The organism is Streptomyces sp. NPDC091289 (assembly GCF_044757365.1).
Taxonomy (GTDB): Bacteria; Actinomycetota; Actinomycetes; order Streptomycetales; family Streptomycetaceae; genus Streptomyces.
This window is the reverse complement of the sequence record NZ_JBIVUT010000013.1, coordinates 48029-73794: the sequence shown is the minus strand read 5'-3', so window position 1 is coordinate 73794 and position 25766 is coordinate 48029. Positions and strand designations below refer to the sequence as shown.

The 25766-nt window shown below is 71.5% G+C and carries 25 protein-coding genes; 5 read left to right on the top strand and 20 right to left on the bottom strand.

What is annotated here, in order from left to right:
* Positions 1-159: 159 nt before the first annotated feature.
* The 3 genes from ACIQPT_RS18880 to ACIQPT_RS18870 form a co-directional block, all read right to left on the bottom strand.
* The gene (locus ACIQPT_RS18880; RefSeq protein WP_401157013.1) at positions 160-1794 is read right to left on the bottom strand and encodes a hypothetical protein; all 1635 of its coding nucleotides are present in this window, start codon (positions 1792-1794) and stop codon (positions 160-162) included.
* A 156-nt stretch (positions 1795-1950) separates the two neighbouring features.
* Positions 1951-2331, bottom strand: a complete 381-nt coding sequence (locus ACIQPT_RS18875) for a PPOX class F420-dependent oxidoreductase (RefSeq protein WP_401157012.1) — start codon at positions 2329-2331, stop codon at positions 1951-1953.
* A gap of 33 nt (positions 2332-2364) precedes the next feature.
* On the bottom strand, positions 2365-2634 hold the full coding sequence (locus ACIQPT_RS18870) for a helix-turn-helix domain-containing protein (protein ID WP_030594227.1): 270 nt from the start codon (positions 2632-2634) through the stop codon (positions 2365-2367).
* 72 nt (positions 2635-2706) lie between these two features.
* Here ACIQPT_RS18870 and map point away from each other — a divergent pair, with 72 nt between their 5' ends.
* Positions 2707-3474 carry a type I methionyl aminopeptidase gene (gene map, locus ACIQPT_RS18865; protein ID WP_401157011.1) on the top strand — a complete coding sequence of 256 codons (768 nt, stop codon included), beginning with the start codon at positions 2707-2709 and terminating at the stop codon, positions 3472-3474.
* A gap of 32 nt (positions 3475-3506) precedes the next feature.
* Here map and ACIQPT_RS18860 read toward each other — a convergent pair whose 3' ends face one another.
* A complete protein-coding gene (locus tag ACIQPT_RS18860) occupies positions 3507-4193 on the bottom strand; it encodes a glycoside hydrolase family 75 protein (protein WP_401157010.1) in 687 nt (228 codons plus the stop codon).
* A gap of 135 nt (positions 4194-4328) precedes the next feature.
* Positions 4329-6146: a gamma-glutamyltransferase gene (gene ggt, locus ACIQPT_RS18855; protein WP_401157009.1), complete on the bottom strand. Its 1818-nt coding sequence runs from the start codon at positions 6144-6146 to the stop codon at positions 4329-4331.
* Between the two features lie 105 nt (positions 6147-6251).
* Here ggt and ACIQPT_RS18850 point away from each other — a divergent pair, with 105 nt between their 5' ends.
* Positions 6252-6995 carry a hypothetical protein gene (locus ACIQPT_RS18850; RefSeq protein WP_401157008.1) on the top strand — a complete coding sequence of 248 codons (744 nt, stop codon included), beginning with the start codon at positions 6252-6254 and terminating at the stop codon, positions 6993-6995.
* A gap of 12 nt (positions 6996-7007) precedes the next feature.
* Here the strand turns inward: ACIQPT_RS18850 and murJ are convergent, their stop codons facing one another.
* A complete protein-coding gene (murJ, locus tag ACIQPT_RS18845; RefSeq protein WP_401157007.1) occupies positions 7008-8657 on the bottom strand; it encodes a murein biosynthesis integral membrane protein MurJ in 1650 nt (549 codons plus the stop codon).
* A 156-nt stretch (positions 8658-8813) separates the two neighbouring features.
* Here murJ and ACIQPT_RS18840 point away from each other — a divergent pair, with 156 nt between their 5' ends.
* Complete coding sequence (locus ACIQPT_RS18840; protein ID WP_401157006.1) at positions 8814-10022, top strand: Ig-like domain-containing protein; 1209 nt, start codon at positions 8814-8816, stop codon at positions 10020-10022.
* A 149-nt stretch (positions 10023-10171) separates the two neighbouring features.
* A complete protein-coding gene (locus tag ACIQPT_RS18835; RefSeq protein WP_401157005.1) occupies positions 10172-11773 on the top strand; it encodes a CocE/NonD family hydrolase in 1602 nt (533 codons plus the stop codon).
* Positions 11774-11805: 32 nt separating this feature from the next.
* Here the strand turns inward: ACIQPT_RS18835 and ACIQPT_RS18830 are convergent, their stop codons facing one another.
* The 5 genes from ACIQPT_RS18830 to ACIQPT_RS18810 all read right to left on the bottom strand — a co-directional run bounded on the left by ACIQPT_RS18830 (position 11806) and on the right by ACIQPT_RS18810 (position 15622).
* On the bottom strand, positions 11806-12693 hold the full coding sequence (locus ACIQPT_RS18830; RefSeq protein ID WP_401157004.1) for an amino acid ABC transporter permease: 888 nt from the start codon (positions 12691-12693) through the stop codon (positions 11806-11808).
* Positions 12690-13334: an amino acid ABC transporter permease gene (locus ACIQPT_RS18825; protein WP_007454866.1), complete on the bottom strand. Its 645-nt coding sequence runs from the start codon at positions 13332-13334 to the stop codon at positions 12690-12692. Before ACIQPT_RS18825 ends, ACIQPT_RS18830 begins: the two co-directional genes overlap by 4 nt.
* A gap of 16 nt (positions 13335-13350) precedes the next feature.
* The gene (locus ACIQPT_RS18820) at positions 13351-14280 is read right to left on the bottom strand and encodes a glutamate ABC transporter substrate-binding protein (RefSeq protein WP_401157003.1); all 930 of its coding nucleotides are present in this window, start codon (positions 14278-14280) and stop codon (positions 13351-13353) included.
* Between the two features lie 11 nt (positions 14281-14291).
* Positions 14292-15035, bottom strand: coding sequence for an amino acid ABC transporter ATP-binding protein (locus ACIQPT_RS18815; RefSeq protein WP_401157002.1), 744 nt, complete (start codon positions 15033-15035; stop codon positions 14292-14294).
* Positions 15036-15181: 146 nt separating this feature from the next.
* Positions 15182-15622 (bottom strand): DUF6278 family protein, encoded by a 441-nt coding sequence (locus tag ACIQPT_RS18810; protein ID WP_401157001.1) that lies wholly within the window; start codon positions 15620-15622, stop codon positions 15182-15184.
* 108 nt (positions 15623-15730) lie between these two features.
* Between ACIQPT_RS18810 and ACIQPT_RS18805 the strand changes: the two genes are divergently transcribed.
* Positions 15731-16510, top strand: coding sequence for an SDR family NAD(P)-dependent oxidoreductase (locus ACIQPT_RS18805; RefSeq protein ID WP_401157000.1), 780 nt, complete (start codon positions 15731-15733; stop codon positions 16508-16510).
* Positions 16511-16597: 87 nt separating this feature from the next.
* On the opposite strand, the gene ACIQPT_RS18800 is transcribed toward ACIQPT_RS18805, so the two are convergent.
* The 9 genes from ACIQPT_RS18800 to ACIQPT_RS18760 form a co-directional block, all read right to left on the bottom strand.
* The gene (locus ACIQPT_RS18800; RefSeq protein WP_401156999.1) at positions 16598-17344 is read right to left on the bottom strand and encodes a Clp protease N-terminal domain-containing protein; all 747 of its coding nucleotides are present in this window, start codon (positions 17342-17344) and stop codon (positions 16598-16600) included.
* Positions 17345-17425: 81 nt separating this feature from the next.
* Entirely contained in the window at positions 17426-18205 is a 780-nt protein-coding gene (locus ACIQPT_RS18795; protein ID WP_401156998.1) for an exodeoxyribonuclease III, read from the bottom strand.
* Positions 18206-18247: 42 nt separating this feature from the next.
* Complete coding sequence (locus ACIQPT_RS18790) at positions 18248-18901, bottom strand: MBL fold metallo-hydrolase (RefSeq protein WP_401156997.1); 654 nt, start codon at positions 18899-18901, stop codon at positions 18248-18250.
* A gap of 12 nt (positions 18902-18913) precedes the next feature.
* A complete protein-coding gene (locus tag ACIQPT_RS18785) occupies positions 18914-20140 on the bottom strand; it encodes an alpha/beta fold hydrolase (protein ID WP_401157152.1) in 1227 nt (408 codons plus the stop codon).
* A gap of 462 nt (positions 20141-20602) precedes the next feature.
* Entirely contained in the window at positions 20603-21199 is a 597-nt protein-coding gene (locus ACIQPT_RS18780) for a hypothetical protein (protein ID WP_401156996.1), read from the bottom strand.
* A 71-nt stretch (positions 21200-21270) separates the two neighbouring features.
* Positions 21271-22437 (bottom strand): ROK family glucokinase, encoded by a 1167-nt coding sequence (locus ACIQPT_RS18775; protein WP_030592117.1) that lies wholly within the window; start codon positions 22435-22437, stop codon positions 21271-21273.
* A 133-nt stretch (positions 22438-22570) separates the two neighbouring features.
* Positions 22571-23440, bottom strand: coding sequence for an ATP-binding cassette domain-containing protein (locus tag ACIQPT_RS18770; RefSeq protein WP_401156995.1), 870 nt, complete (start codon positions 23438-23440; stop codon positions 22571-22573).
* Complete coding sequence (locus ACIQPT_RS18765) at positions 23437-24492, bottom strand: ABC transporter permease (protein ID WP_401156994.1); 1056 nt, start codon at positions 24490-24492, stop codon at positions 23437-23439. Before ACIQPT_RS18765 ends, ACIQPT_RS18770 begins: the two co-directional genes overlap by 4 nt.
* Entirely contained in the window at positions 24489-25463 is a 975-nt protein-coding gene (locus ACIQPT_RS18760; RefSeq protein ID WP_401157151.1) for a sugar ABC transporter substrate-binding protein, read from the bottom strand. The genes ACIQPT_RS18765 and ACIQPT_RS18760 overlap by 4 nt, the downstream gene beginning before the upstream one ends.
* Positions 25464-25766 lie beyond the last annotated feature (303 nt).

The following is a 25766-nucleotide window of genomic DNA, read 5'->3' as shown; positions in this document are numbered from 1 at the left end:
GTTCTCTACGCACGTAGATCGGTGCATGGATGGAGAACGTAAGCCCCTCCGTCCGGCGGGGCAAGACCATCGCCGTGAACCGGCGGAGTCGATCATGTTTCGCACCCGAGCGGTCCACAACCGACACGGTACCGGTCCGGCTGCGCCGCCCGCGGAAACTCAGACCCCCGGCACGCCCGCCACCCGCAGCGCGTGCACCAGGTCCCACTCCTGCTCGACCGACACTTCGCGGGCCGCCGCCAGGAGGAGTGGGAGCAGCCGGGTCCCCCCGGTTCCGGCGAGCTCGGCGGCCTCCTGCGGCGTACGTACGCGGACGAAGGCGCCGAGCAGGTCCCGCGCCTCCCGCTCCCGGCCCGCGCCGTCCAGGGCGAGCACCGCCTCGGCGACCTCGGCGGCGGGCCGGGCGACGCCCTGGCGCAGCAGCAGCCCGCAGTCCGCCTCGCGCCCGGCGGCGGCCAGCGCGCCCGCCGCGGCGGCGAACCCGGCGGGCGGCAGCGAGGACACCTCCCAGAGCAGGGTCGTCCAGTCGGCGGCGAGCCCGGCGCGGTACAGGGCGACCGCGAGCACCGGCAGCCGGGGCGCGGGCCAGGCCGCGACCTCGCAGAGCACCACGTGCGCCTCGCCGCTGCGGCCCTCGGCGCGCAGCCGGACCAGTTGCGCGACGGCCCCGGCGGCGGCCTGCCCGGCGGCCGGATCCGGCAGCGCGTCCGGCGTACGGCCCCGCCCGGCCCGGTCCCGGCCTCCGCGGCCCTCGCCGCCCTCGCGGTCCGCCTCCCCCGCGCCGCCGAAGCGGGCGCCACGCGGGGCGGGCGCACCCGAGCGCGCGGGCTCGGGCGGCCCGGGCAGCGGCGAGGGGGCGTAGCCGGCCTCCTCCTCGTCGACCTCCAGACCGGCGAACCGGGCACCCCGCGGCTTCTTCCGCCGGGAGGCGGGGGCGGGTGGCAGGGCCTCGGGGGCGTCGGCTCCGGGACCGTTGTCGCCTGCGGGCTGCCCGGACTGCGGGCCTCCGGCCTCCGCGCCCCGCACCTCGGCACGCGGCTGCGGGACGCTGGGCGAGCCGGAGGTCCCGGAGGCCCCGGAGGTCCCGGAGGCCGCTACGGACCCGGCGGTCCCGGCGGGCGCAGCGGTCCAGGAGGGCGCAGCAATCCCGTCTGCCCTGGTGGCCCCGGTGATCCCGCTGACCCCGGTGGTCCCAGCAGATCCGGCAACCCCGCCAGCCCCAGCGGATCCGCCAGCCCCACCAGACGCCGCAACCCCACCGCCCCCAGCGGGCGCCCCGCCGGTCCCCTCCTCCCGGAACCACCCCTCGGGCACCGTCACAGCCGCCAGCCGTTTGCGCAGCTCCGCGCACCGGGCGGAGGCCCGTTCGTGGTCGTCGTGGGCCCAGGCCAGCGCCTCCGGTTCGGCCGGGTCCGGGCTGCCGGGGCCGGTGCCGCGCAGGCGTTCCGCCGCCCGGTGCTGCTCGCGGACCATCAACTCCAGCCGGTGGACGAGCTCCTGGCGTCCGCCCGGCCGCCGGTCATGGGTGGCGGCCGACGCGGAGTAGAGCGCGGCGGCCCGGACCGAGACCTGCTCGGCGAACCGGGGTCCGTGCAGCGCCGCGAGGTCCGCGAGCAGCGACTCCACCACGTCCCAGGGCGGGATCTCCACCCCGTCCAGGCAGGACCGCATGCCCGCCGGGTCGCGCCGGGCGAAGACCCCGTACCATCCGCGTCCGGGGTCCAGCCGAGCCACCAGATCCCGAAAGTATTGCGCGAACGCACCTACTTCGTAAGCCTGCTGATGCACCGTCATCGTCGCCCTCGCCGACCGTCGACTGGAGCCTTCCAGTCCGGAGGCATTCGACCGCAGCCGTGTTACGGGACGGCTACGCGCGGCTTTCGGGCACGCTGCGGCGGGAGCGTGCCGTCCGGCCGTGCGCCCCCGCGCGCTCCGGCGACGGCGACCGCCTCAGAAGGTGACGGCGATCCCGGTGTGCGGGCGCTTGCCGAGGCGGGCGATCGTCGCCGGCCAGTCGACGATCCAGAACTTCCAGGTGTACTTGCGGGCCAGCCGTTTGCGCGCCGCGCGGGTGCCGTCCTCGTCGAGGAGGGTCGCCGTGCCCTCCGCGCTGGGGGCGCCGTCGGCGATCCTGCCGCGTACGTCGCAGACGGTGACGACGACCTTGCCGTTGTTGCGGAGCCGCTTGACCTTCCACGAGTCGGAGCGGGTCCAGATGTACAGCGCATCGCCCTCGACGGCGGCCCAGACGGGCGTGGCGACGGGCGTGCCGTTCTTCCGGTACGTGGTCAGGCTGACGTATTCGCTGCGTGCGAAGTCCTGGAGAGTCACGGCGCGACCCTACGCGCCCCGGGGCGCGACCGGTTACGCGATCAGCGGCGTCGCGGCCGGTTCCGGTGCGCAGCGGCCGAGGATCTCGTCCATGGAGAGGCCCAGCGCGCCGGCGAGGGCGGCCACGGTGAAGAAGGCCGGGGTGGGGGCGCGGCCGGTCTCGATCTTGCGGAGGGTCTCCGCGGAGATTCCGGCGCTCGCGGCGACGGCGGCCATGCTGCGCTCCCCGCGCGCCTGGCGGAGCAGCGCGCCGAGCCGTTCGCCGCGCAGGCGCTCTTCGGGTGTCAGGGGGGTGCGGACCATGGGGCCATCCTACACGGGATGCCATTTCTATACCGTCATTACTATACCGCTTCGACCGGTATAGTAATGGGCATGGTGCACATCAAGACAGACACACAGCTCGAAGCGATGCGCGAGGCCGGACGGGTCGTCGCGCAGATCCTGACCCGTGCGCGGGAGGCGGCGGCGGTCGGCGTGACCCCCCGCCAACTGGACGAGGCGGCCCGCGAGGTGCTGAGCAAGGCCGGAGCCTCCTCGCCCTTCCTGAACTACAAGCCGCACTTCGCGCCGACCCCGTTCCCGGCCGTCATCTGCGTCTCGGTCAACGACGCGATCGTGCACGGCATCCCCTCGGCCGAGCCCCTGCGCGACGGGGACCTGGTCAGCGTGGACGCGGGCGCGCTCCTCGACGGCTGGGCCGGTGACTCGGCGATCAGCTTCACCGTGGGCGAGGCCCGCCCCGCCGACACCCGGCTCGTCGCCACCGCGAACCGGGCCCTGGAGGCCGGCATCGGCGCGGCTGTGGTGGGCAACCGGATCGGGGACATCGCCCACGCGATCGGCGCGGTCTGCCGTGAGGCGGGCTACGGAATCATGGAGGGTTACGGCGGGCACGGCATCGGCCGGACCATGCACGAGGATCCGTCCGTGCCGAACGAGGGACGCCCCGGGCGCGGTATGCCGCTGCGGCACGGCATGGTCCTCGCGATCGAACCCATGCTCATCGCCGGCGGCGGCGACGAGTTCCGCCACGACGCGGACGGCTGGACGCTGCGGACGACCGACGGCAGCCAGGCCTCGCACGCCGAGCACACGGTGGCGATCACGAACGACGGCCCACGGATCCTGACCGCGCTGTGACCGGTTCGGTGACCGGCGTACGGGCGAGCCGGCTATGAGCGCCCGATGAACTCCCTGGCCAGTGCCGCTCCCTCGCTCCTTGCCCGTGCGCGGCTCTCGATCGGGGAGACGCGGGAGTTCTTGAACGCGATGTACGTGACGCCGGACGCGACGCCCCCGGTCGAGGGGTCGGGATCGATGCCCAGGGCCTTCGCCATGGCGTACGACGCCTCCCCGATGATGCCCGTGGGGCCGGTGTCGCCGATCACGCCGTACCGCACCCGGTCCCGATACACGACCGCCACGACGCTGCCGCCGGTGAGCCCCGACTTCCGGTAGTCCCACACCTTGCTCGGGCCGGGTACGACCACATAGGGGAGCGCGGCCGAGTCCAGGGGTTCGCCGCGGGAGCTCTGGAACGCGGTCTCCGGCAGGAAGTACGGGTCGGTCTTCCGGTTGCAGGCCTTCGTCTTCCGGCCGTCGCAGTCGATGTCCATGTCCGCCTTCCAGAAGACGGCATCCGTGGTGCCGCAGACGGGGACCGTGGGCTTCGCGCTGCCGCTGTCCGTGCGGTACGTGCCCTTCGAGATCCGGGCGCAGGCGCGCACCTCGGCGAGCAGTTCGGCGGCGGTCGCCCCGGTCGCGTCCCCTTCGGTGGTGGCGGACGCGGGCAGGGCCGCCGCTCCGAGGAGCGCGGCGCCGCAGGCGGCGGATGTCAGGGCGAGCATGCGGGTGCGCATGGTGCGGAAGGACCCTTTCCGTAGACCGGGGGACCCCGTACGGGTCCCCTTGGTGGCGCCGCAAGGCCGCGGGGCCGGTACCGCGCGCTGTGTCGCGCGATACCGGCCCCGCCGCCCCTGCTTCGTCCGGCCGGCTCAGTGACCGCCGCCCGGATGCACCACCATGGCCGAGCCGCCGCCCCGGCGCACCTTTTCCGCCGCCGCCAGCCAGCGGCCGTCGGGCAGCCGCTGCACCCCGGTGGTGGCTCCGATCTCCGGGTTCTGCTGGAAGGCGTGGCCGAGCTTCTCCAGTTCGGCGCGGACCGGGCTGTTCCACAGGTCCGGCTCGATCTCCGTCGTCGGCGCGTTGCGCTGGCTGGCGCGCGGCGCGGCGATCGCGTCGACGAGGGGCAGCCCGCGGTCGAGGTGGCCGGTCAGCGACTGGAGCACGGTGGTGATGATCGTGGCGCCGCCAGGTGAGCCGAGGGCGAGGACCGGCTTGCCGTGTTCGAGCACGATGGTCGGAGACATCGACGACCGGGGCCGCTTGGCCGGGCCCGGCAGATTCGGGTCGTGCACGGCCGGGTTCGCCGGGGCGAAGGAGAAGTCGGTCAGCTCGTTGTTGAGGAGGAAACCGCGGCCGGGGACCGTGATGCCGCTGCCGCCGGTGGACTCGATCGTCAGGGTGTAGGAGACGACGTTGCCCCACTTGTCGGCCGTGGTGAGGTGGGTGGTGTTCTCGCCCTCGAACGTGGTGGGCGCGGCGGTGCCACCGCTGCCGCACCGCTCGGGGTTGCGCGGGTCACCGGGCGCCACCGGACTGGTCAGCACCGCATCGTCCTTGATCAGGCATCCGCGCGCGTCCGCGAACCGCTGGCTCAGCAGCTCCTTGGTCGGGACGTCCTCGAAGGCCGGGTCGCCGACCCAGCGCCCCCGGTCGGCGAAGGCGATGCGGCTGGCCTCGATCAGCCGGTGGAGGTAGCGGGTCTCGCTCGCCCGCGAGAGGTCGGTGGACTCCAGCATGTTGAGGGCCTGGGCCACGGTCGTACCGCCGGACGAGGAGGGCGCCATGCCGTACACGTCCAGGCCCCGGTAGCCGGCCTTCGTCGGCTTCTGCGTGAGCGTGCGGTAGGCGGCGAGATCCTTGCGGGTCAGGTCGCCGGGGCGCACCACCCGGGTGGCGTCCGGGTCGACGGGCGGCTTGCGTACGGTGCGCACGATGTCGTCGGCCAACTCGCCCCGGTACAACTCGCCGACGCCCTTGCGGCCGAGCTTCTCGTACGTACGGGCCAGGTCGGGGTTCTTGAACACCGAGCCGACGACGGGCAGTTCGCCGCCCGGCAGGAACAGCTTCGCGGAGGCCGGGAAGTCGGCGAACCGGGCCTGGTTGGCGGCCGTCTGCGAGCGGAAGGTGTCGTCCACGACGAAGCCGTCCCGCGCCAGGCGTTCGGCCGGTTTCAGCAGCGTACGCAGGGACGTGGAGCCCCATGCGTCCAGTGCCCGCTGCCAGGTGGCCGGGGTGCCGGGCGTGCCGACGCCGAGGCCGCTGGTCACCCCTTCCTCGAAGGGGATCGGCGTGCCGTTCTCCAGGAACAGGGAGGCGTCCGCGCTGCGGGGCGCGGTCTCGCGGCCGTCGATGGTCCGCACGGTGCGCTTCTTGGCGTCGTAGTGGACGAAGTAGCCACCGCCGCCGATGCCCGCCGAATACGGCTCCGTCACGCCGAGCGCCGCCGCGGTGGCCACGGCCGCGTCCACCGCGTTGCCGCCCTTGCGCAGCACTTCGATCCCGGCGGCCGACGCGTCCGGGTCGACGCTCGCCACCGCTCCCCCGTGGCCCACCGCCACCGGGGACTTGGGTGGCGCGGGGTGCGGGGCGGTGGACGGTGCCGAGGTCGCCGGGGCGGCGGCTCCCACCGAGGCGACCACGGCGAGCACGGCCAACAGCGACGTGTTCCGGCCGACGGAACGGCGCATACGTACCTCCAGTCAACGGATCTCGCCCGCAGGGTAGTCCCGGGGAACCCTGATCGTCAGGACCGCCTCGAACGGTTACCCGAATGACCGATACCATGCGCGCCCATGACGGATGACGTGCGCAACATCGTGCTGGGCGTGATAGCCGCCGGGGTCAGTGCCTCGCTGGGCTGGCTGGCCCGGACCTATCTCTGGCGGCGGGGACTCCGCCGCAAACAGGCCTTCTTCGGGCTGCCGGCGAACTCCGAATGCCTGCTGGTCGTGAACCGCTACGCGGGCGCCGAAGGGTCGGTGCACCGCCATGACGCCTTCGCCCTGCTCGAACTCTCCGCGCTCATCAAGGACTGCGCGGCACACGCGCAGATCGTCACGCACGACACGGCCCAGCAGGGGTTCGGGGAGCGTACGGAGTTCTGCGTCGGCGGTCCGACGTCGAATCAGCGGATGGCCGCGCATCTGCGGACGCTGCTGCCCGGCGTACGGATCAACGTCGAGCAGGACCCGGGGCCGGACCGGGTGGCGTTCCAGGTCGGCTCGGAGCGCTACCGGCTGGAGCCGGGGACCTCGGAGTACGTCCTGCTGGCGCGCCTGACAGGTGGTCAGGACGCCCGCCCGGTCTTCCTGTTCTGCGGACAGCGGGCCATCACCAACCAGGCGGCCACCCGTTATGTCGCCCGCAATCACGAGAAGCTGCGCCGCAAGCACGGCAACAAGTCGTTCTGCCTGCTGCTGAAGGTCGTCAACTCCCAGGCGTACGGCCCCGATGTCGTCGAGCTCGTCGGCGATGTGACGCGCGAGGCCCAGACTCCCGTGCCCAGCACACCCCCATCGCACCGGGCGGGCAGCTGACCGGACCTGCCCTCAACGGCGCAGCCTTGCCCGGCCGGCCGCCATCATCGATGTGATCTCGCCGATCCCGAACGGCCGGGCCAGCAGCACCACTCCGAGCAGCAGCGCGAGGGTCCCGGCGCCGGCGGCCGCCACGTCCCCGGCGCCCTCCGCCGCACGGGCCGCACCGTACGCCAGCGCACCGGCGGGCACGCAGGCGGCGATCAGACGGGCGTGCGCGCCGAGGGTCGGCGAGCGCAGCAGGGGCCCGGCGCCGGGCCCCGAGAGCCGGCGGGACAGGACGTACCCGGTGACGGCGAACCCGGCGAAGAAGGCCACGGTGCTCGCCCCGGCCATCCCGGTCACCGCCCAGCGCGCCGGCAGCAGCAGGTACGCGGCGACCGAGAGGCCCGCCTGGACGGCGGCGATCACCAGGTTGAGGAGAAAGGGGGTGCGGGTGTCGCTCATCGCGTAGAAGCCGCGGGAGAGGACGTACTGCCCGGAGAAGGCGATCAGCCCGGGGGCGAACGCCGCCATCATCCCGGCCATCACCAGGACGTCGGCGTCGGTGGCGCGCCCGTAACCGAAGACGGAGCCGATCACCCACGGCGCGAGCACCAGCAGGGCGGTGGCGGCGGGCACCACGACGGCGGCGCTGGTGCGCAGGGCGTACGCGACGTCGCGCCGCAGCCCCGCGAGGTCGCCGTCGGCCGCGGCCCGGCTCATCCGGGGCATCAGCGCGGTGACCAGCGAGACCGTGATGATGCCCTGCGGGACGACCCAGAGCTGATAGGCGTAGCTGTACGCGGTGTAGCCCGCGCCGCCCGCCACGCCCTGCTCCTCCGCGAGCTGCCCGGTGGCGGTGGAGAGCCGGGTGACGACCCAGTACGCGAGCTGGTTGGTGAGGACCAGGAGCACCAGCCAGCCGGCCGCGCGCATGGGCCGGGTCAGTCCGCTGCCGCGCCAGTCGAACCGGGGCCGCCAGCGGAACTTCGCGGCGCGCAGCGCGGGGATCAGGGCGAGGGTCTGCACGGCTATCCCGGCGGTGGTGCCCCAGCCGAGGAGGTGGGCGTGCGCGTCGGAGAGGGTGCCGTCGGAGTTGGCGGCGACGGCCATGTACAGCCCGAACACCCCGATGATCACGACGTTGTTGAGGACCGGGGTCCACATCATCGCGCCGAACCGGCCGCGGGCGTTGAGGACCTGGCCGAGCAGGGTGAACAGCCCGTAGAAGAGGATCTGCGGCAGGCAGTAGCGGGCCAGTGCGACGGTCAGTTCGGCCTGGCGGCCGTCGTAGTCGGTGTAGACGCCGACGATGAGGGGCGCCGCCGCCACGGCGAGCGCGGTGAGCGCGAGGAGGCCGACGGTGCACAGGGTGAGCAGCCGGTCGGTGTACGCAGCTCCCCCGTCGGCGTGCTCCTTGGCGGCCCGGACCAGTTCGGGGACGAAGACCGCGTTGAGCGCGCCGCCGATGAGGAGGATGTACAGGATGTTGGGCACGGTGTTGGCAACCGCGTAGCCGTCGGCGGTCAGTCCGGTGCCGAGTGCGGCGACGACGACGGCCGAGCGGACGAAGCCGGTGGCGCGTGAGACGACGGAGCCGGCCGCCATCACGGCCCCGCTGCGCAGCACCGAGGCGGGCTTGGCCGGGGGCTCGGTGGTGCTGTCGACGGTCGCGCTCACTGGTGGTCTCCCGTGTTCCGAGGTTCTGGCCGACGGTGGAGCGTACTCCGGACCGGGCGAGCGCCTCGGCGTCAGGGTTTTCCGGGACGGGACGGAACCCGACATGAGGGAAATGCCTCTCCCTTGCTGAGTGCCCCTGCCCTGGAGGTTTTTCCGTTGTATTCCGCACGTCCGCGTATCCGTCGCTCCGCCCCGGCCGGCCGGAGGACCCGGCTCGCCCTGACCGGGCCCGCGGCCCTGCTCGCCGCCGCGCTCACCGCGTGCTCGGGCGGCGCTTCGGGCTCCGCGGAGGTGGGCGGGGACGGCAAGGCGCCCGGCACCAGCATCTCGGTGAACCTCACGGGCAAGGCGGCGACGCCCGGCGAGCCGGTGAAGGTGACGCTGGCGCGGGGGAAGCTGAAGGCGGTCACGGTGACGGCCGGCGAGGGCGGCGCACTGGCCGGGAAGATATCCGCCGACGGCCGGGCCTGGATATCCGAGCGGGTCGCCGCGCCGGGCACCGCGTACACGGTCGAGGCGAAGGACGCGGACGGCGGCAGCGGCAGGGCCACGTTCGCCACCGCCGAGGCCGAGAAGGTCAACAAGCTCTCGCTCGCTCCGGGGAAGAACACGACCGTGGGCATCGCGCAGCCGCTGTCCGTCGTCTTCGACCACCCCGTGAAGGACAAGGCGGCCGTCGAGAAGGCGCTGAAGGTCTCGACGTCCAACGGCACCGAGGGCTCCTGGGGCTGGCTCCAGGACTACTCGGGCAAGGACCGCGTCGACTGGCGGCCCGAGGAGTACTGGAAGCCCGGCACGAAGGTCACCCTGGACGCGCAGCTGAACGGCGTCGACACGGGGGCGGACGGCGGCTGGTTCGTCCGCGACTACTCGACGACGTTCACGATCGGTGCCGCCCAGGTGGTCGAGGTCGACCTCGACCGGTCCCGTCTCTCCCTGAACCGGGACGGGAAGCAGGTCCTGGACATCCCGATGTCGGCGGGCACCCCGGGTGGCGAGAAGGCCTCCTGGCGGGGCACGGCGGTCCTGATGTCGAAGGAGGGCACGATCAACATGCGCTCCGAGACGGTGGGCCTCGGCGACGCCTACGACAAGATGGTCGACTACTCGATGCGGCTGACCTGGTCGGGGATGTATGTGCACGCGGCCCCGTGGAACGCGGGCTATTTCGGCCAGGCCAACCGGAGTTCGGGCTGCGTCGGGATGAGCGACGCCGACGCCGCCGCTCTGTACGGACAGGTGCGGGTGGGCGACCCGTTCGAGATGACCGGCGCACAGGCCAAGGGCACGGTCGCCGAGGGCAACGGGTACGGCGCGTGGAACCTCTCGTGGGCCGACTGGCAGGCCAAGAGCGCCCTGAAGTGACCCGATAGCTCCCGTTCCGGCCTCGGACCCCTACTGACGCCACGTCCAACAATCGTTACCCTCACGCAACACGACGAGTAGTTACCAGCGGTAAACAACCGGGGTTACCGTCGGGTCACTTTGCACTGACACGCGTGAGGAGTGACCCTGTGGCACGTCCGAAACCGGCACTGCGCACCACCGCTTCGATCACCACCGCCGTCGCCCTGCTGGCCGGGGGCGCGCTGGTCGCCGCCCCGGCGGCGACCGCCGCCCCCGCCCCCGTCGCCGCGCCCTCGGGCACGACGGCCCAGGGCCTGACGTTCCACGACATCCCCGGCTCGGGCGGCATCACGCTCAAGGGCAACGTCTTCACGCCCGCCGGGGCGGCGGCCGGGGCGAAGCATCCGCTGATCGTCTTCCCGACGAGCTGGGCCATGCCGCAGATCGAGTATCTGGCGCAGGCGCAGAAGCTCGCCGACTCCGGTTATGTCGTGGTGAGTTACACCTCGCGCGGCTTCTGGCTCTCCGGCGGGAAGATCGAGGTGGCGGGAGCGCCGGACATCGCGGACGCCTCCGCCGTCATCGACTGGGCGCTGGAGCACACCTCCGCCGACCCGGACCGCATCGGCATGGGCGGCGTCTCCTACGGCGCGGGCATCAGCCTGCTCGCGGCCGGGCACGACCCGCGCATCAAGGCGGTCGCCGCGCTCAGCGGCTGGGCCGATCTCATCGACTCGATCTACAGCGGGCGCACCCAGCACCTCCAGGCCGCCGCCCTGCTCGGCGGCCTGGGCCGGATCACCGGCCGCCCCGGCGACGAACTGACGCAGACGCTGAAGGACTTCCTCGGCTCCAACCTGGAGAAGGAACCGGAGATGATCGCCTGGGGGAAGAAGCGCTCCCCCGTGACGTATCTGGACCGGATCAACGCCAACGGCGCGGCGATCATGATGGGCAACGCCTGGGGCGACACGCTCTTCCCGCCCAACCAGTACGCCTCGTTCTACGACAAGCTCACCGGCCCCAAGCGGCTGGAGTTCCGCCCCGGCGACCACGCCACCGCCGAGGCCACCGGTCTGCTCGGACTGCCCAACGACACCTGGACGAGCACCCGCCGCTGGTTCGACCGCTATCTCAAGGACGAGCGCAACGGCATCGACACCGAGCAGCCCGTCCAGCTCAAGTCCCGTACGGACAAGGGCTACGAGGGCTACCCGGACTGGAAGTCGGTCGGCGCGGTGAAGAACCGGATCCCGCTGGACGGCACCAAGAAGGTGTGGGCCAACGTCGATTCGGGCGCCAACGGCGGCATCGCGATCCTGTCCAACGCGCTGGACCAGTTCCTGAAGCTGCCGCCGATGGTCTCCGTACCCCTGCTGCCGCGCACCTTCGCGAGCGTGTGGCAGTCGGAGCGGTACGCCACCGAGCAGCACATCAGGGGCACGTCCGAGCTGCACACCACGGTCACCAGCACGAAGCCGAGCGGCACCCTCGTCGCGTATCTCTACGACGTGGGGCCGCTCGGCGTCGGCAAGCTGGTCAGCAATGCTCCGTACACCTTCCACGGGCAGACGCCGGGCCGGCCGTTCCCCGTCGACCTGGAGCTGTTCTCCACGGCCTACGACGTCCCGGCCGGTCACCGGCTCGCCCTGGTGATCGACACCGTCGATCCGCTGTACATCGAGCACAACCCGACCGGCGCGCAGCTGACCTTCTCCTCGCCCGGCACGGACCCGAGTCATCTCTCGGTCCCGCTGCGCGAGAAGTGATCACCGACTGCTGCCGGGCGGGCAGGGCCCTGCTACTGCCCTCCCGGCAGCAGCCTCCCCGGTTCGGCCGGGGCCACCCCCACCGCCTTCGTCTTCGGATTGCGCCGCTGACGACGGGCCACCCAGGTGGCGAACCACGAGAGCAGCATGCACATCCCGATGTAGATCGGAGAGATCACCATCACGACGGGGATGAAGGGAAGATCGTAGTCGAGATTCGACGCGATCAGCTTTCCGGCGTGGAGGAATTCCTCGTAGGTGATCAGATAGCCCAGTGAGGTGTCCTTGAGCGCGACCACCAGTTGACTGATGATGGTCGGCAGCATCGCGCGTACGGCCTGGGGAGCCAGGACGAACGTGGTGACCTGTGTCTTGCGCATGCCGAGCGCGTACGCGGCCTCGCGCTGGCCCCGGTCCACGGAGTTGATCCCGGTGCGGAACACCTCCGCGAGGACGGAGCCGTTGTAGAGCGTCAGTCCGGCGACCAGGGCGGGCAGCGGCTGGACCTTCAGCGCCACGAAGATGAAGAAGATCATCACCAGCACCGGCATGGCCCGGAAGAACTCGACCAGCAGCGTGGAGATCCAGCGCAGCACGCGGTGTTCGGAGAGCCGGCCGACCGCGAGGACCGCGCCCAGTGCGAGGGAGAGGACCGCGGCGTACGCGAACGCCTTGAGGGTGTTGCCGAGCCCGCGCAGCAGCAGTTCCTGGATGCCCTTGTACTCGAAGGGCGTCCACTTCTCGGCGGTGAACTGGTCGGTGTCGAAGAGCAGATAGACGATCCAGCCGAACAGCGCCAGGATCACGATCGTCGAGGCGATCCCGTACATCAGGTGCCGCTTGCGGGTCAGCGGTCCGGGGATGTCGTAGAGCGCGGTGGCCTCGGGCCGTGACGGCCTGCGGGTGAGGGTCTTGGTCATCGTGCCACTCCCCAGCGCTTCTCCATCACGTTGAACACCGCGCTGATGGTCAGGGTGATGATCAGGTAGCCGACGGCGATCCAGATGAAGGACCAGATGATGCTGTAGCCCAGTTCGTTGAGCGTCTTGTAGGTGCCGAGGAGCTCGGTGACGCTGAACGCCCCGGCGATCGCGGAGTTCTTCGCCAGCGCGATCAGGGTCGAGCCGACCGGCGGGATCACCGACCGGAACGCCTGCGGCAGCACCACGGTGCTCAGGGTCTGGCCGAAGTTCATCCCGAGGCTGCGGGCGGCCTCGCCCTGGCCCTTGGGCACCGTGTTGATGCCGGAGCGCAGCACCTCGCAGATGAACGCGGAGGTGTAACAGCCGAGCGCCAGCACCGCGAAGACCTGGAACGGCAGGACGAGCCCGAAGCGGGGCAGGCCCAGCAGGACCGCGAAGAACAGCAGGGTCAGCGGGGTGTTGCGGAGCACGGTGACCCAGACCGTGCCCAGCACCCGGAAGGAGCCGACGGGCGCGACCCGGAAGGACGCCATCAGGAAGCCGAGGACGAGCGCCAGCGCTGAGGCGTAGACGGTCAGCTCGACGGTGCCGAGGAAGCCCTTGCCGTAGAGGGAGAAGTTCTCTGTCAGTACATCCATGGGTGGGGCCGTCCCCTCAGGTCGCCGGGTAGCGGTCGATGGGCGGCGGGGTCGGCGCGGGAGATCCGGAGAGCCCCAGCGTCGCTTCGTACGCCTTCTTCCAGTTGCCGTTCTTCTCGTTGGCCTCCAGCGCGTCGTTGATGGCGTTGCGCAGTTCGTTGTCGCTGCGCGGTACGCCGATGCCGTAGGGCTCCTCGGAGAAGGGCTTGCCGACGACCTTCATCTCGTCGGGCGCCTTGGCCGCGAAGCCGAGCAGGATCGCGTCGTCGGTGGTGACGGCGTCGACCTGGAAGGTGAGGAGGTTGTCGACGCAGATCGAGTACGTGTCGTACGCGACGAGCGTCGCCTTGGGGTAGTCGGCGGCGATGCGCTGGTAGGGCGTGGAGCCGGCCGCCGAACAGACGGTCTTGCCCGCCAGGTCCTGCGGTCCGTTGATGTCGTCCTCGTCGGTGCGCACCAGCAGCCCCTGACCCGCCATGTAGTACGGGCCGGCGAAGCCGACGAGCTTCTTGCGCATGTCGTTGATGGTGTAGGTGCCGACGTAGTAGTCGATCTGGCCGTTCTGCAGGGCCGTTTCGCGGTTGGCGGAGGCGATCGTGCGGAAGCGGATCGTCCGCGGTTCGAAGCCGAGGGAGGCCGCCACCATCCGGGCGATCTCGATGTCGAATCCGGAGTAGATCCCGGTCGCCGGGTCCTTCTCCCCCAGGTACGGCTGGTCCTCCTTGGCGCCGACCACCAGGTAGCCGCGCTTCTTCGCCTTGGTCCAGGTGCGGGAGTCGGGCAGTTCGAAGCCGGTGTCGACCCGGTACTCCGGCAGGGCCTCGGCCTTGGGCCCCTTGACCGGCGGGCTGCCGTCCTTGCCGCAGCCCGCGGCGAGTGCGGCGAGCAGGAGACCGGCCACGAGGGCGGCGGCCCTGCCCGTACGCGTGTTCCTCGTACGCAACATGGAAGCCTCCCTCAGTGCTTGAGGATCTTGGACAGGAAGTCCTTGGCGCGGTCGCTCGAAGGGTTCGTGAAGAAGTCCTCCGGGGTGCGGTCCTCGACGACGCAGCCTTCGGACATGAACACGACGCGGTTGGCCGCGGAGCGGGCGAAGCCCATCTCGTGGGTGACGACGACCATGGTCATGCCGTCCCGGGCGAGCTGCTGCATGACTTCGAGCACCTCGTTGATCATCTCCGGGTCGAGCGCCGAGGTGGGCTCGTCGAAGAGGAGCGCCTTGGGGTCCATGGCCAGGGCGCGGGCGATGGCCACGCGCTGCTGCTGGCCGCCGGAGAGCTGGGCGGGGAACTTGTCGGCGTGGGCGGCCAGGCCGACCCGCTCCAGCAGCTCACGGGAGCGCGCGTGGGCCTCGTCCTTCTTGCGCCTGCGGACCTTGAGCTGCGCCAGGGAGACGTTGTCCAGCACGGTCTTGTGGGCGAAGAGGTTGAACGACTGGAAGACCATGCCGACTTCGGCACGGAGCTGGGCCAGGCCCTTGCCCTCCGCGGGAAGGGGTCTGCCGTCGATCGTGATGCTGCCGGACTCGATCGTCTCCAGCCGGTTGATCGCCCGGCACAGGGTGGATTTCCCTGAGCCGGAGGGGCCGATGACCACCACCACCTCCCCGCGGCCGACGGTGAGATTGATGTCCTGAAGTACGTGCAACTCTCCGAAGTGTTTGTTGACGTCCCTCAGTTCGATCAACGGATCGACGGCCATGCGCTGCCCTACCCACTTGTCGCTGTATCGAGGTCAGCGCAAACTATCCATCGCAAAAAGGGACTTCGCACCCGACACGCGTAAATGGCGCAAAAGGCTTTTTAACTGGATTAGGTGAGGAGAGGGGGCCCCGGCCGGCTCCCGGCTCAGTTCTCCGCGGACTCCGCGTACACCTGGGAGAGCTCCGGGCTGCCCGACATCGCCCAGTCGAGACCGGCCGCGACGACGTCGATCTCCCGCCCGGACTCCAGCCGCACCACGGGCTGACCGCTCGGCCAGATGTCCCACGCGGCGCCCGGGACGGTCCGCACAATGACCGTGCCGAGATAGAGACCGGCGTCGTTGCCGAGCCAGGGAAGTTCCTCGGGGTCGTCGCGCCAGCGGGGCGGCAGCTGGTCGAGCGCGGCCAACGAGGCGGGTGTGTCGTCGAGTTCGAGTCCTTGCTGCCCCGCCCGGACGCGCAGCAGTTCGCATTCGGCGAGCAGCTCGGCCACACCGTCGGGGTCCGTCTCGACGGCGGCGGCGAGTGCGCCCGCATGCGTACCACCCTGACGCTTACGCCAGTTGTCCAAGAAAGGGATGTTCATACCACTAGGGTCCCATCCCGGCCAGGTTCCGCACCACAGGGCGCGCGGCGTTCACCGTTCCCCCACCCGACCCACCCCGGCAACCGGGCGGATATCTAAGGTACGCACATGAGCGCACAGGCGTATGTCTCGGAACTGTTCTCGCTGGAAGGCCGGGTGGCGGTGGTCACCGGCGGCAGCTCCGGCATCGGCCGGGCGATCACCGGCGCGCTGGCCCGGGCCGGCGCGGGCGTCGTGGTCGTGGCCCGCCGGGAGACGGAGCTGAGGGCCACCGTGGACGAGCTGACCGCCGAGGGCTGCCGGGCGGCCTGGGCGAGCGCGGACCTGAGCACCCCGGAGGGGGTCCGCGCGGGGGCGGAGGGGGCCGTGGCGGCGTTCGGCGAGCCGGACATCCTGGTGAACTGCGCCGGGATCAATCTGCGTCCGCCGATGACCGAGCTCGGCGAGGACGTGTGGGACACCACGATGGCGGTGAACCTGAAGGCGCCGTTCCTGCTGGGGCAGCGCTTCGGGCCCGGCATGGCCGAGCGGGGTTACGGGCGGATCATCCACGTCACCTCGCAGCAGGCGCACCGGGCCTTCGTGAACAGCGGTGCGTACGGGGTGTCCAAGGGCGGCCTGGAGTCCCTGGCCCGCTCCCAGGCCGAGGCGTGGTCGCCGTACGGCGTCACAGTGAACACCCTGGTGCCCGGGTTCGTGCTGACGCCGCTGAACGAGCGCCTCGCCTCGGACCCGGAGAAGGTGGCGTCGCTCGCCGCGCGGACCCTGGTCGGCCGCAACGGTCTCGCGGAGGACTTCGCGGGGGCCGCGGTGTTCCTCGCGGGGCGCTCATCGGCGTACGTCACCGGGCAGTCGGTGTTCGTGGACGGCGGATTCTCGGTGCATTAGGGGGTGTCCGGCCCTGATCCCTACCGGACACCCCCTGGGGCGTGGCCCCGTACGGAGGCCTCGCCGTCCACGCCCGGGGCCGTCCGGTCAGGAGTTCTGCTGCCAGAGGGCGGCCGCCGCTTCGGTCACGGCGGTGTCCACGGCGGCCGAGGCGGCGTCCTTGTCGATGCCCAGGCCGGTCAGTACGCCGGAGCCGTCCTCGAACTCCAGCAGGGCCAGCAGGACGTGCTCGGTGCCGACGTAGTTGTGGCCGAGCCGCAGGGCCTCGCGGAACGTCAGCTCCAGGACCTTGCGGGAGTCCGGGTCGTACGGGATCAGCTCGGGCAGCTCGTCGGCGGCGGCGGGCAGTGCGGCGGTCGCCGCTGCGCGGACGGCGTCCGGCGTCGCCCCCTGGCCGGTGACGACCCGGGCGGCGATGCCGTCGGGCTCGGCGAGGAGGCCGAGCACCAGGTGGGCCGGGAGGATCTCGGCGTGCCCGGCGGCCTTGGCCTCGTTGTGGGCGGCCGCGACGACATTGCGGGCGCGCTGGGTGAAGCGGCCGAAGCCCTGGCTCGGGTCCAGGTCGGACGTCCCCTCGGCCTTCTTGGTGACGAAGCGCTTCTGGGCCGCCTGGCGGGTGACCCCCATGCTCCGGCCGATGTCCGTCCAGGAGGCGCCGGAGCGCCGGGCCTGGTCCACGAAGTGGCCGATCAGATGGTCGGCCACATCACCGAGATGGTCGGCGGCGACGACCGCGCCGGAGAGCTGCTCCAGGGCGTCGGCGTTGGACTTCTTGATGGCCTCGATCAGGTCGTCGAGGCGCACGGAAGGGGTGACAGGAAGTGGCTGCGTCATGCGTCAACCCTAAGTTGACACCCATCGAGTGTCAACCTTGGGTTGTCAGGCCGGCGCGGCCCCTCCCTCCCGGGTCCCGGCTCAGAGATCGAGGTCGACGACCACCGGGGCGTGGTCGGACGCGCCCTTGCCCTTGCGCTCCTCGCGGTCGACGTAGCTGTCCTTGACGGCGGCGGTGAACGGGGCATTGCCGAAGGTGAGGTCGATCCGCATGCCCTTGTTCTTGGGGAACCGCAGCTCGCGGTAGTCCCAGAAGGTGTAGGCGCGGTCGTACTTGAGGGGGCGGGGGTGGACCTCACTCAGGCCCTCCGCCTCCAGGGCCGCGAGGGCGGCGCGCTCGGCGGGCGTCACATGCGTGGCGCCCGCGAAGAGCGCCGGGTCCCAGACGTCCTCGTCGGTCGGGGCCACGTTGAAGTCGCCCAGGACCGCGAACGGCAGGCTCCCCGCCGCGTCCGCCGCCACGGCCTTCCGCAGGGCCTCCAGCCAGCGCAGCTTGTATGCGTAGTGCTCGTGCTCGACCTCGCGGCCGTTGGGCACGTACACCGACCAGAGGCGCAACGGGCCGCAGGTCGCCGAGATCGCGCGGGGCTCCTGCACCCCGTCGTACTCCGGGCCGTCGGGCAGCCCGGAGACGACGTCGGTGAGGCCGACGCGGGAGAGCAGCGCGACCCCGTTCCACCGGCCGGTGGCGTTGACCGCGGACTCGTAGCCCGCCTCACGCAGGGCTTCGGCGGGGAACTGCTCCGCCGTGCACTTGGTCTCCTGGACGCACAGCACATCGGTGCCGCTGCTCTCCAGCCAGGCCAGGAGCCTCGGCAGCCGGGCGGTGATCGAATTGACGTTATAGGTGGCGATGCGCATGGCAGCCAACCTAGCGGCTCCCACTGACAGTCGCCGGTGGGCTCACAGCTCGGTGACGCCGCCCGGGGCCAGCCGGCCGTGGTCCGAACCGCCCAGGGCCCCGATCTGGTTGTCGTAGATCGGCCGCGCCAGATCGGTCAGCAGGGCGTCGTGGACGTCGATGGCGCGCCGCGGCTTGACCTCGCGCACGTAGTCGATGACCTCGGAGATCTTGTTCCAGGGAGCCATGACCGGCAGCAGCAGGGTGTCCACGGGGCGGTCGGGCACGGTGAGCGCGTCGCCGGGGTGGAAGACCGAACCGTCGACGAGGAAGCCGACGTTGGTGACCCTCGGGATGTCCGGGTGGATCACCGCGTGCAGCTCGCCGTGCACGGTGACGTCGAATCCGGCGGCGGAGAACGCGTCCCCGTCGCCCACGGTGTGCACCCGCCCCGGGAAGGCCGCCGAGAGCTGCCCGGCCACACTGCGCAGCGTCCAGACCTCGGCCGCCGGGTTCGCCTCCAGGCCCGCCCGCAGCCGCGCCTCGTTGAAGTGGTCGGGGTGCTCGTGCGTCACCAGCATGACGTCCGCGCCGAGCGCCGCGTCGTCCTCGGAGAAGCCGCCGGGGTCGATGACCAGGACCCGCCCCTCCTTCTCGATCCGGACGCAGGAGTGGGTCTTCTTGGTGAGCGTGAGTGCCCGAGCCGATGCGTTCATGGCTCCATCCTGCTACGCGGGCGGCGTGGTTTCCTCCTGGATCACGTTCTGCGCGATGGCGAAGGCCGCTCCGGCCGCCGGGATGCCGCAGTAGACGGCGGTCTGCAGCAGAACTTCCTTGATCTCGGCGGGAGTCAGGCCGTTGCGCAGGGCGGCGCGGGTGTGTGCGGCCAGGCCCTCCAGGTGGCCGGAGGCGACGAGCGCGGTGAGCGTGATGCAGCTGCGGGTGCGGCGGTCGAGGCCGTCCCGGCTCCACACCTCGCCCCAGGCGTACCGGGTGACCAGTTCCTGGAAATCGTCGGTGAACCCGTCGGCGGCGGCGTTCACCGCGTCGACATGGGCGTCCCCCAGCACCTCGCGGCGCACCTTCGTGCCCTGCTCGTGCCGGTCGTCCGGCGTCGGCGCGGAGGTCTCGGGCGCGCCGGAGGCCGGGGCGATCTCGGCCACCGGGGCGAACGGGGCGGCGGGCGTCGCGGGCCCGGTGGCGAGCGGCAGCACGGGGATCGCGGCCGAGGTGTCCTGCTGCCAGGCGGTGGAGAAGTGCATCAGCAGCAGGTCGCTGACGGCGGCGGGCTGCTCGACGGGGGCGAGGTGCGAGGCCCCGGGGACGAGCGCCAGGCGGGCGTCCGGTATCCCGGCGACCAGGGTGCGGGCCTCGGCGGGCCCGGTGACCTGATCCTCCGCCCCGACCAAAACCAGCGTGGGGACGCCGATCCGGCCCAGCGCGCCACGGATGTCGAAGGCCGCGAGCGCCTCGCAGGCGGCGATGTAGCAGCCGGGGTCGGTGGTGCGGACCATCTGGACGGCCCACTCGACGATGGCGGGCTGCGCGGCGGCGAAGCCGGGGGTGAACCAGCGTTCCGGCGCGGTGCGGGCCATCGGCTCCAGGCCGTTGGTGCGGACGATCACGCCGCGCTGCCGGAACTCGTCGGCCGTGCCGAACCGGGGCGAGGAGGCGACGAGCGCCAGCGAGGCGACCCGGTGCGGATGGCGCAGGGCCAGGTCCGCGCCGACCGCCCCGCCGATCGAGCAGCCCGCGTAGCCGAACCGCTGGACGCCGAGCCCGTCGAGCGTGGCGAGCAGCCGGTCTGCCAGCTCGGCGACGGAGGGGGCGGCGTGGGCGGGCGCGCCGCCGTGGCCGGGCAGGTCGTAGCGGAAGACCCGCCAGTGCTGGGACAGCTCGGGTATCTGGCGATCCCACATGTGCCACGTCGTGCCGAGCGAGGGGCCGATGACCAGGACCGGGGCGTCCTCGGGCCCGTCGAAACGGTACTGAAGCGTCCGGGGGGCACCGGCCGGAGCCTGCGGGGCGGGAGTGGCCTGCGGTACGGAGGTGGCCTGCGGGGCGTGCGGGGCCTGCGGGACCGAGGTGTCCTGCTGCGCCGGGCCCGGCTGCGGGGCGAAGGGGCCCTGCGGGGCCTGCGGGGCGAGCGGGGTCAGGTCCGGCTGCGCGGCCCCTGGCGCCGACGGGAATCCGGGCGTCCCCTGGCCGCCGGGGGCCGGGTAGGGCGCCGGGAAGGACTCCGGGGCGGCCGACAGGGGCACGGCGTCCGGTCCCTGGTGCGGGGCCGGAACCGCCTGGTGAGGCGCTCCGGGGTGCGGGGCGGGCCCACCGGGGTGGGGGGCCTGCACGGGCTGCGGGGTCGTCTCGCTCACTTCGCTCACTCGCTCCAGGTTACTGAGCGCCCCGCCCGGTCCCGGTCAGGGGGTCGCCGCCGATACGACATACACGACAGGACTGGCCGGGTCGGTCATATTGACCGTGATGTTCTGGGTGGGGCGCGGCTTCTTGTTGCTGTGCGTGGTGCTGGCCCAGCGCTCTCCCGGGCCGAAGGACCAACCGGTGATCTTGATGTCGCGCTGACTGATGTCGATCGTGTCGGGTTCCAGCGCCGCGCGTCCCGTGCCCACCCCGGTCAGGAAGCGGTCGAGACCGGCGGAGGTCGTCCGGAACTTCGCGTACATCCGGCTGGCTTTCCAGTTGTTCGTCTCGTAGTACTGGACGCCCTGCCCGTTGCCGGGGATCGGGATCTCGAAGATCCGGCGCTGCATCTTGGAGGGCCAGCCCTCGCGGAGCCCCTGGGCGGCCGCCTCGGCCTCCTTGTCCTGGCCCGAGCGGCGGCTCTGGCCGGCCGAGATCAGCAGATAGCCGGCCGGGATGCCGATCAGCAGCACGATGATCGTCGCGGTGATGAAGCGCCGCTTGAACACGCGCCGGCTGTCCTCGGGCGGTTTGCCCTCGCCGTCGCCCGGAGACTCCGACTGGTGCGGCACCACGGGGTGCTCGGCTGCGATCATGATCAGGTGGTCCTCAAGGTGCTGCGGTGACGGCGTACTGAAGGGTGGACGCCGGGGAGGGCGGCTGCGGTTCAGTCGGCGGTACGGGTGGACCGGGTGTTGCGGATGGTGCTCGCCGCCTGGTCGTAGATCTGGGCGTACCGCTCGTACCGCTCGACGCGCCGCCGGTTGGCGCGGCGGAAGCGGCGGGCGACCAGCCGGGCCAGGTCCGCGGCGCCGACCATACCCGCCTCGGGGCCGAGCTGCGCCTTCGCGATCCGGGCCTCGGGGCGGTAGCCGCGCCCGGTGAGGTGGCGCTTGAAGGCGTCCCGCGCGGGGTTGATCAGGAGGTCGTCGGCGGCGCTGACGCCGCCTCCGATGACGAAGCAGGACGGGTCGAGCGCGGCGGCCAGGTTGGCGATGCCGACGCCGAGCCACTGGCCGATGTCCTGGAGGAGCTCGATGCACATCGCATCGCCCTCACGGGCCAGTTCGGTGATGAGCGGCCCGGTGATGTCGGGGATGTTGCCCTTCACCCGGTCCAGTAGATAGTGCGCGACCGGGGAGTCGGCGGCGGCCAGTTCCCTGGCCTCGCGGACCAGGGCGTTGCCGGAGCTGTACTGCTCCCAGCAGCCGCGGTTGCCGCAGGGGCAGCGGTGGCCCGAGGGCACGACCTGCATGTGGCCGAACTCACCGGCCACCCCGTACTTGCCGCGCTTGACCTGACCGTCCTCCAGGATCGCGCCGCCGATGCCCGTACCGAGGGTGATCATGACGAGGTGGTCCTCGCCGCGGCCCGCGCCGAAGCGCCATTCCGCCCAGGCGGCGGTGTTGGCGTCGTTGTCGACCATGACGGGGACGACGAGGCGGGAGGCGATGGCGTCGCGCAGGGGCTCGTCGCGCCAGGCGAGGTGCGGGGCGAACAGGACCTTGGAGCGGTCGGCGTCCACCCAGCCCGCCGCGCCGATGCCCACCGCGTGGACGTCGTGCCGGTCGGAGAGGTCCAGGACCAGCTCGACGATGGTGTCCTCGACGACCTTGGGGCTCTTGGACTTGTCGGGCGTCTCCGTGCGCAGCTGTTCCAGGATGTTGCCGTCGGCGTCGACGACGCCCGCCATCACCTTCGTACCGCCGATGTCGATCCCGACCGTGGGGACCCGGGGGGCGGTGAGGTGGGAGCGGCGTTCCTTGGTGCCGACGGTCTTGAGGACGGTGGCGCGGGCGGAGCCGCGGTGTGCGAAGTCGCGGTACGTGCTCATCGTCCCTGCGGGGTCTGGGGGGCCGGGCCGCTGTCGCGGCCGGCGGCGGACGGCGCCCGCCGGGCTCGATTCTGCCACTGCCCGGCCCCGGGGGCCGGTGGCCGGGGTCGGCCGCGCCGGGGCGGGTCGGCGGTCAGGGGGTGTCGTCGGCCGGGCCGTGGCTGCCCGGGAGGGTGGGGGTCGGGGTGCGTTCCAGCTCGTGGCTGAGCTCCTCCAGCTCGCTGCCGCCCGCCATCTGGCGGGTCAGTTCGTCCAGCGTGATGTCTTCCTTGGTGTGGCTGCCGGACATCGCGCCGCGCTTGAGCAGGACGAACCGGTCGCCGACGAGGTGCGCGTGGTGCGGGTTGTGCGTGATGAGGACCACGCCGAGGCCCGCGTCGCGGGCGGCCGCCACGTACTTGAGGACCACACCGGACTGCTTGACGCCGAGGGCGGCGGTCGGCTCGTCCAGGACCAGGACCTTGGCGCCGAAGTAGACGGCGCGGGCGATGGCCACGCACTGGCGCTCGCCGCCGGACAGGGTGCCGATGGGCTGGTCCACGTCGCGCAGGTCGATGCCCATGCGGAGCAGTTCGGTACGGGTCGTCTCGCGCATCTTCCGGACGTCGAGGCGCTTGAAGGGGCCGAAGCCGATGGTGGGTTCGGAGCCGAGGAAGAAGTTCCGCCAGACCGGCATCAGCGGGACGACGGCGAGGTCCTGGTAGACGGTGGCGATGCCCCGGTCCAGGGCGTCGCGCGGGTTGGCGAGGGTGGTCTCCTCGCCGTCGATCAGGAAGCGTCCGGCGTCGTGCCGGTGCAGCCCGGCGATGATTTTGATGAGGGTCGACTTGCCGGCGCCGTTGTCGCCGAGGACGCAGGTGATCTCGCCCGCGTGGACCTCCAGCGAGACATGTTCCAGGGCCTTGATGTTGCCGTAGAACTTGGACACGTCGTCCAGCTCGACGAGCGGTCCGGCGGTCGCTCCCCCGGTCGTTCCCGCGGTGTCTTCAGGGGTGGCCGTCATGAGGTCGCCTCCGCGCGCTTGCGCACCCACGCGTTGAGCAGGGTGGCCAGGAGCAGCATCGCTCCCAGGAAGAATTTGAACCAGTCCGGGTTCCACTCGGCGTACACGATGCCCTTGCTGGTCATGCCGAAGATGAAGGCGCCGACCGCCGAGCCGATCGCGGAGCCGTAGCCGCCGGTGATCAGGCAGCCGCCGATGACGGCGGCGATGATGTACGTCAGCTCGTTGCCGACGCCCTCGCCGGACTGGACGACGTCGTAGCTGAACAGCAGGTGCTGGCCGGAGATCCAGGCGGCGAAGGCGACGCCCAGGTAGAGCCCGATCTTGGTGCGGATGACCGGGACGCCGACCGCGCGGGCCGCGTCGGCCTCGCCGCCGACCGCGAAGATCCAGTTGCCGAAGCGGGTACGGAGGAGGATCCAGGTGGCGACGCCGACGAGCGCCGCCCACCACAGGATCGTCACCTTGAACTCGACGCCGCCGAGGGTCAGCGTCGAGGCGAACAGGGCGCGGGCGGACTCGAAGCCCTCCATGTCGCCGATGGCCTTGGTGGAGACGGTGCCGCTGATGAGCTTGGTGAAGCCGAGGTTCAGACCGGTCAGCATCAGGAAGGTGCCGAGCGTGATGATGAAGCTCGGCAGTTTGGTGCGGGTCAGCATGAAGCCGTTGAACGCGCCGATGGCGAGCGTGACCAGCAGCGACACGAAGACGCCGACCCAGACGTTGGCCGTCATCTGGTAGCTGAACATCGAGGAGATCAGCGCGGAGCTGGTCACCATCACCCCGGCGGAGAGGTCGAACTCGCCGCCGATCATCAGCAGCGCGACCGGGGCGGCCATGATGCCGAGGACCGAGGCCGCGTACAGCACGGTGCCGAAGCTGGAGGCCTGGAGGAAGCTGTCGGCGACGATCGCGAAGAACAGGAACACGGCTGCCGCGCCGACGACCGAGCCGAGCTCGGGGCGGCCGAGCAGCTTGCGCAGCGGTGAGGTGCGCACGAGGCGCTCGTCCACCTCCGCCGGCTTCTCCGGGGCGGCGGTGGAGCCGCTCATCGGGTGCCCCGCTTGGTGTAGTCGGCCAGGGCGTCGGCGTCGTCCTTGGTGATGATCTGCGGGCCGGTGAGGACGGGCAGGCCGCCGCCGAGGACGTTGCGGTTGTAGCGGTAGAGCCAGAGCAGGTCGACGGCCTCGTAGCCCTGGAGGTAGGGCTGCTGGTCGACGGCGAAGCCGAGCTTGTCGGTCTGGAGGCCGGTGGCGACCTTCGCGTTGAGGTCGAAGGTGTCGATCTCGGCCTTGCTGCCCGCCGTCTGCTTGGCCTGGACGGCCGCGTCGGCGAAGGGGGCGCCGAGGGTGACGACCGCGTCGATGCTCTTGTCGGACTGGAGCTTGGCCTCGATGGACGCGGTGACGTCGGGCATGTTGGTGCCGTCGACGTACAGGTTCTGCATCGTGCCGTCGAAGGTCTTCTTCGCTCCGGCGCAGCGCTGCTCGTGGCCCACGTTGCCCTGCTCGTGCAGGACGCACAGGGCCTTCTTGCGGTCGCGGCCGTTCAGCTCGTCGCCGACGGCCTCACCGGCGATCGACTCGTCCTGGCCGATGTGGGTGAGCGCCCCGAACTCCTTGGACTCGGCGGAGCCGGAGTTCACGGTGACGACCGGGATGCCCGCCTTGACGGCCTTGGCGACCACGGCCTTCATCGCGTCCGGCTTGGCCAGCGAGACGATCAGCCCGTCGACCTTCTTGTCGATCGCGGTCTGGACGAGCTGGGCCTGCTGGTTGGCCTCGTCGTTGTGCGAGTACAGGAAGTTGATGTTGTCCTTGACGGCCGCCTGCTCGGCGCCCTTCTGGACGATGTCCCAGAAGGTGTCGCCGTCGCCCGAGTGGGTGACCATGGCGAAGGTCCAGCGCGGTGTGTTCACCGCGGCCCGGCCCTCGGCGGCCTCGGCCGCGCGCTCTTCCGCCCGCTTGCCGCCGGTGCTGCTGCATCCTGCGGCGGCCAGCACCACTGCCAGCACGGCGCCCAGCGCGCGTACCCCTGTCCGAACCCTTGCCACGACGCCGTGCCCTTCTACTGCTGCTCGCTGTGCGCTTGACCGGGCCGGGGAGTGTACGGTCCCGGGCCGGCTGCCCAAGTATCCCCGAGCCCTGCCCGCAACCCTTGCGCGGGTGGGCCGAGGACACAGGAGCCTGGGGTACGGGACCCGGGCGGCGCAACCCGTGTGCCCGCACCATTTCAGCCCGTCGGCCTTTGCGGGCCCGTGCCCATCAAGCCTGTCCGGCGTTTGAGGACGGAACCCTCGGGTTGAAGGGCCCGAAGACCACAGGGG